Raw genomic sequence first — 6112 nt, forward strand, 5'->3', positions numbered from 1 at the left:
GGCATTTTTATGCTAAAATAGTAGCTATGGATAAAATTATTAAAACTATATCAGAAAGCGGAGCCTTTCGTGCTTTTGTCCTTGATAGCACTGAAACCGTCCGCACTGCTCAAGAAAAACATCAAACCCAAGCTAGCTCAACTGTAGCGCTTGGTCGAACTCTTATCGCTAGCCAGATTCTCGCAGCCAATGAAAAAGGAAATACCAAACTTACAGTTAAGGTGTTGGGATCTAGCTCTCTAGGTGCTATTATCACCGTCGCTGATACCAAGGGGAACGTCAAAGGCTATGTTCAAAATTCTGGTGTTGACATCAAAAAGACTGCGACTGGTGAAGTCCTAGTCGGACCTTTTGTTGGAAATGGTCAATTCCTCGTTATCACAGACTACGGTACTGGAAATCCTTACAACTCTATGACTCCCCTTATCTCTGGAGAAATTGGTGAAGACCTTGCCTTTTACCTGACTGAAAGCCAACAAACACCTTCTGCAGTCGGCCTCAATGTCCTTTTGGACGAAGAAGACAAGGTTAAGGTTGCTGGTGGTTTCCTAGTTCAAGTCTTGCCGGGAGCCAAGGAAGAAGAGATTGCCCGTTTTGAGAAACGCATCCAAGAAATGCCAGCTATCTCGACCCTTCTCGAAAGTGAAGACCATATCGAAGCCCTTCTCAAGGCTATCTACGGTGACGAGGCCTACAAGCGTCTTTCTGAAGAAGAAATCCGTTTCCAATGTGACTGTAGCCATGAGCGCTTTATGAACGCTCTTGCAAGCCTTCCAAGCTCAGACTTGCAGGAAATGAAAGAGGAAGACCACGGGGCAGAAATCACTTGTCAATTCTGCCAAACAACTTACAACTTTGATGAAAACGACCTGGAGGAACTCATTCGTGACAAATCTTAATACACCTTTTATGATTGGCAATGTTGAGATTCCCAATCGTACCGTTTTAGCACCTATGGCAGGTGTCACCAACTCAGCCTTTCGCACCATCGCAAAAGAGCTCGGAGCTGGGCTCGTTGTCATGGAAATGGTCTCTGACAAGGGAATCCAATACAACAACGAAAAAACCCTACACATGCTTCATATCGATGAGGGAGAAAACCCAGTTTCTATCCAACTTTTTGGAAGCGATGAAGACAGCCTAGCACGCGCAGCAGAATTTATCCAAGAAAACACTAAGACCGATATCGTCGATATCAACATGGGCTGCCCAGTTAACAAAATCGTGAAGAACGAAGCTGGCGCTATGTGGCTCAAGGATCCAGACAAGATTTACTCGATCATCAACAAGGTTCAATCTGTCCTTGATATTCCACTTACTGTCAAAATGCGTACCGGCTGGGCCGATCCATCTCTGGCAGTTGAAAATGCCCTCGCTGCTGAAGCAGCAGGTGTTTCTGCCCTCGCCATGCATGGCCGTACCCGTGAACAAATGTATACAGGTCACGCAGACCTTGAGACCCTTCACAAGGTCGCTCAAGCTTTGACCAAGATTCCATTTATCGCCAACGGTGACATCCGTACGGTTCAAGAAGCCAAACAACGCATCGAAGAAGTTGGTGCTGACGCAGTTATGATTGGCCGCGCTGCCATGGGAAATCCCTACCTCTTCAACCAAATCAACCATTACTTTGAAACAGGAGAAATCCTACCTGATTTGACTTTTGAGGACAAGATGAAAATCGCCTACGAGCACTTGAAACGCTTGATTAACCTCAAAGGGGAAAACGTCGCAGTTCGTGAATTCCGAGGACTCGCTCCTCACTACCTCCGTGGAACATCTGGTGCTGCCAAACTCCGTGGAGCCATTTCACAAGCTAGCACCCTAGCAGAGATTGAAGCCCTCTTGCAATTGGATAAGGCTTAAAAGACAAAAACCCGTAACTATCTTAAAGGTTACGGGTTTTTGACTGTAAAAATTCAAATACTAAGGGTTATTATTGACTCAAAGCAACACTGGAAACCTTGCCATCCGCTCCTGTTGTAATTTGGATGATTTTTCCTCCACCAATTTTGGCATTATACTTGCCATCATCAAGAGTATAAGAGTAGCCTCTGATAGAGTAGTTTTCTTTCTTTCCATCAGCAGATTCTACTGTGAATTGACCTCCTGATGAAACTGTGATGGTTTCGCCATTTGCTCCCTTCCAATTGCCCGCTGCAGCTGAGAAATCACCATCTACCATGGTTAAAACACCCTTGTAGCGTTTATTTTGCTCTGCTTGTTTGTCTTGAAGTTTGCGGTCAGTTGTAGGATCATAGCTTGATTGGTTAGACTGGGATTGAGGAGCCTGTTGAGTTGAAGGAGCCTGAGCAGGAGTTTGTTGACTAGCTGCCTGTTGATTAGACACTTCTTGACCTTGTCTTTGCTCTGGTGCAGGTGCCACTTGTGATGGCCTTGCAGTTGCTGAAGATTGATCAGTAGATGCCTTGGCCTTTTCAGATGAAGCTGAAGTTGAGGACTTCTGAGTCTTGCTTTCTTTGCTAGAAGAGGCTGCTTTAGAGCTTGATGACTGGCTTATCTTAGCAGAACTGCTTGCTTGAGTTGTTTCCTTTTTATTTCCACAAGCTCCCAGTAGCAAGGTAGAAGCCAATACAGTTGCTACCATCAATTTGATATAGGTTTTCTTTTTCATTTTTCTACTCCTTTGTAATATTTTAGAAATATAAAGAAATCTTTTTGTAATGGAATTGTAACATTTAGATTTAAATATGTCAATAATTTATTTAAACTATTTTAAAAATCTCACATAATTTAAACACCTTTACTCCTCCTACTCTTCTATTCGTAATCTAATAGAAAAAACAGAGAAAAATTCCTATTTTGTTTAAAATTTTTTAAATCGCTCTTATTTAATCGCTTACATATTTAGCTGCAAAGGAATATAATAACAGTGAAATAGAATATAGGAAGTGCACTCTTATACTAAATAAGTATTTCAAGTATCTTCCTTGGTTGATTTTGGGAGCAATTGGTTCCTATAAATCCGCAACTCACTATGGCAAAACTTCGTTTGATATCTTCTATCTGACCACAGTCTTTATGATTTTCTATATAGCTTTGTTATTCCTACACGAAAAATATCTCAAGTATCGATACAAAGACTTTTTACTCACATGTTGAGCAATTCTAAGAAAGATAACTATCCCTAAAAACAGTCGCAACAGCAAAGCAAACTAATAAAGGCAAACAAAGAGGTCAGGAACTTTATCCCGACCTCGTTTTTTATTTCAATCGATAGGTTTTTCTTGGTTTCTTTTTAGGCACTCGTTTGAGTCCAACTTCTTCTACATATTCTCCGTATTTTACGAGAAAGTTATTGCTGACGATTGGACGACCGGGGTTGATGAGATTGACCAGTTCAGTCCCTTCATAGACAGTGAACTCCTCCTCCAGCAGATAAAGGAAGGTCGGATTCCAGTCGAGACGGCCTTGGATTCGTTTGATAGACTCTTGAATAATGGCATAATGGTCAAAAGCGAAGGCTTGTTCCTCCAACTCCACTCCCTCTAGGTAGCATTTGCCTGTCTGAAAATCGACATCTACAAAAAACACATCCTTGGCATCGTCTCCTGCTTGAACAAGTTCTAATGCACGACTAGGCAAATAAACCAAGTGGGCAATGGTCACTGTCCAGCCCCGTGGATCACGGCCGGGAGTCGATACGGTCATCAATTGCTCAATTTTTTCCAAAGGAAGATCGAGATTGACTTCTTCTCTCACCTCACGCTGACAGGCATGCGCAGCATCTTCGCCCTTGTCCATAAATCCTCCAACCAGAGCCAAACAATTTTGATAAGGGTGAGCCTTGCGGCGAATTAATAAGAGCTTGATTTTTCCTTCAACAAAGCAGTAGGCTACCATATCCACCGTCACACTTGGTTTTTCGTATTGAGGGAGTTCCTGCTTGTAGTACCAATCTAAAAACTCCTCCTGACTTGCATGAATTTCAAAATATTCTTTTTCCATCCCTGCTGGAATCATCGTGTCCGTCATTTTATGCCTCCTTACGAACTGCCTTGGTCCATTGGTACCAACCTACTAGACTATTGAGAGTGTAAACCCAGTACATCCCTTGGATGTGGATATTTTCACCCCACCAGAGATAAATACTAAAGAGATTGGTTGCAATCCAGAAAATCCATTGCTCACGATAGAGACGGGTCATCAAGAGCTGACCGACACCATTGGTCGCATCGGTAACACTATCACGGAAAGGGCGAGCACTATGGATACTTTGATAAGCCAAGCCCATACCAATCCAAATGATAGCAGTCAAGGCCAAGTACTTGAGCCAATCAAAAATAGATAATTTCTTAGCTTCAAAATGAGATTCTTCTGCTTTTCCTTGGTCATTAATACGGTTGGACAGCCAAGCATAGAGGCCAATCGGCTGCATGACAAAGAAGTAAACGGTCGTCAAGACTTCGCCATAAAAAGTCGCATCCATGGCCAAAATCAAATAGATAGCAGAGTTAATAGCCCCAAAGAGATAATTGCTTGCACGACCTTCTGCTACCAAGATAACACAGACAATCCCAGTCCAAGATACAAACAAGCTTAACCAATCATGACTATCTATATTTTGAGTGAATTCCAAGATAAAGGGAACACTTGACAAGGCGATGAGATACAACCACTGGAAGAGGCTACGACCGACAAAGAGATCTTTCCAGAGCAAGTGCATGATTCCTGCAAAACCGATTTTGCGAGCTTCTGCATGAACATTTTTAAAGTTTTCGATAAATTGTGTGATTTTTTCAGTTAGTTTTTTCATATGTTTCTCCTAATCTGCTTGGTAAATGGTATCAATAGCCACTTTTGCTGCTTCATAATTTCCTAGATAATCCTCAGCTAGATAAACTAGTGGAATGTTTGCTAAGTAGCGCTCCCTCATCTGGTCCAAATGCTGGGAAAAACTATGACGAATATGGTCTTCTGCCATAGTCATATCTCTAAATCCGTCATTGACATAGGAGCCAATAGGTTGCACAAAGAAAATCAAGTCCCATTTTTCCTTAGCCAAGATCGAGGCAAAGAGATTATCAAAAGTCTCTCCCGATAAGTCCCCTTGATCCTCTGACTCCATGTAATAATCATAGTAGCCCTTGGTTACTAAGGAGTTGGTGTCTGCTATCACCAGTCCCCTATTGGCATTACTGTCAATTAACTTAGAGGTCTGGTCATACTGCCACAACAGGAGATAATAGTAATCCTTTGGAGTCAATTCATCGTCGCGGACATTGTTTTTGATCTGGTACTCACGTGCATATTCCAAGCTGACTGGTGCATCGTAATACCTAGCCAAATCCTTTGCCAGAGTGGTCTTCCCATTGCTAGCACTTCCCATAATCAACACTTTCTTTGTAAACTGACGTCGGAAGGGTTGAGCAATATATTTCCAATATTTGCTTGGGTTTTCTCGAATCATAGTCTCTGAGATACCAAACTTTCTTTCTTGCAAGACAGTCTCAAAGCCACGATTTGATAATTCTTGCTGATAGTCTGCTTCTCCCACAAAGAAGATCAGTTCTTGTTGGGTTTCATCATAAGAAATCTCCGCTAACATTTTGTCCAACCACTCCTGCCAACCCATAGGGTAACGGGGAAGATTGGTCTCATCTAACTTACAAACCGAGGTCAACTCGTCATCACCAAAGGCCTCTCGGATATATCGAAATCTTTTTTGAAGCGTTAAACCTACCTGCTCCCCTCTATCTCCCTCATAGCCTGAAACGACAACCCAGACCTGGTCACACTGCCGCTTGGCTCGCTGGATCAGATCGATATGACCCTGATGAAGCGGAGCAAATGTCCCAAATATCACTGCTGTTTTCTTTTTCATAAACGCATTGCCTTTTTATAGTTTTTGATATTTTTATTATCTATGTTTTTATTATAAACTATATTTTTGTTTTGTCAATAGTTTTTATCATTTTTATAAAAACATTGCGAAAAAGAGAACCAAGTGAAAGTTCTATAATGAAGTTAGCCACCCAGCCCTCCTAAAAATTAGATGGTTCAACTAGCTGATAGCTAGCACTCGATTTCATTTGATAAGAGGCTTGATGCTGTTAGGCTGACAAGCCAAGGCTAAGATTAGCCTTGGTTT

The 6112-nt window shown here is 42.0% G+C and carries 6 protein-coding genes and 1 pseudogene; 3 read left to right on the plus strand and 4 right to left on the minus strand.

Annotated features, from left to right (window positions below; translation table 11 throughout):
• Window positions 1-26 precede the first annotated feature (26 nt).
• Window positions 27-899, plus strand: a complete 873-nt coding sequence (hslO, locus tag HT688_RS09760; protein ID WP_050141921.1) for an Hsp33 family molecular chaperone HslO — start codon at window positions 27-29, stop codon at window positions 897-899.
• Window positions 886-1866 carry a tRNA dihydrouridine synthase DusB gene (dusB, locus tag HT688_RS09765; protein WP_000183308.1) on the plus strand — a complete coding sequence of 327 codons (981 nt, stop codon included), beginning with the start codon at window positions 886-888 and terminating at the stop codon, window positions 1864-1866. The genes hslO and dusB overlap by 14 nt, the downstream gene beginning before the upstream one ends.
• A 70-nt stretch (window positions 1867-1936) precedes the next feature.
• Here dusB and HT688_RS09770 read toward each other — a convergent pair whose 3' ends face one another.
• Entirely contained in the window at window positions 1937-2635 is a 699-nt protein-coding gene (locus HT688_RS09770) for a hypothetical protein (RefSeq protein WP_023936780.1), read from the minus strand.
• A gap of 287 nt (window positions 2636-2922) precedes the next feature.
• On the opposite strand from HT688_RS09770, the pseudogene HT688_RS11920 reads away from it, so the two are divergent.
• Window positions 2923-3152 (plus strand): annotated as a pseudogene (locus HT688_RS11920) (hypothetical protein).
• A 73-nt stretch (window positions 3153-3225) separates the two neighbouring features.
• On the opposite strand, the gene HT688_RS09775 reads toward HT688_RS11920, so the two are convergent.
• The 3 genes from HT688_RS09775 to HT688_RS09785 are packed head-to-tail and all read right to left on the minus strand — an operon-like array spanning window position 3226 to window position 5845.
• Complete coding sequence (locus HT688_RS09775) at window positions 3226-3996, minus strand: NUDIX domain-containing protein (protein ID WP_023941177.1); 771 nt, start codon at window positions 3994-3996, stop codon at window positions 3226-3228.
• 1 nt (window position 3997) lies between these two features.
• Complete coding sequence (gene pnuC, locus HT688_RS09780; protein WP_023941179.1) at window positions 3998-4777, minus strand: nicotinamide riboside transporter PnuC; 780 nt, start codon at window positions 4775-4777, stop codon at window positions 3998-4000.
• A gap of 9 nt (window positions 4778-4786) precedes the next feature.
• Window positions 4787-5845: an AAA family ATPase gene (locus HT688_RS09785; protein ID WP_050208092.1), complete on the minus strand. Its 1059-nt coding sequence runs from the start codon at window positions 5843-5845 to the stop codon at window positions 4787-4789.
• Between the last annotated feature and the right edge of the window lie 267 nt (window positions 5846-6112).

Source organism: Streptococcus sp. 1559 (assembly GCF_013276735.1).
Lineage (GTDB): Bacteria > Bacillota > Bacilli > Lactobacillales > Streptococcaceae > Streptococcus > Streptococcus pseudopneumoniae.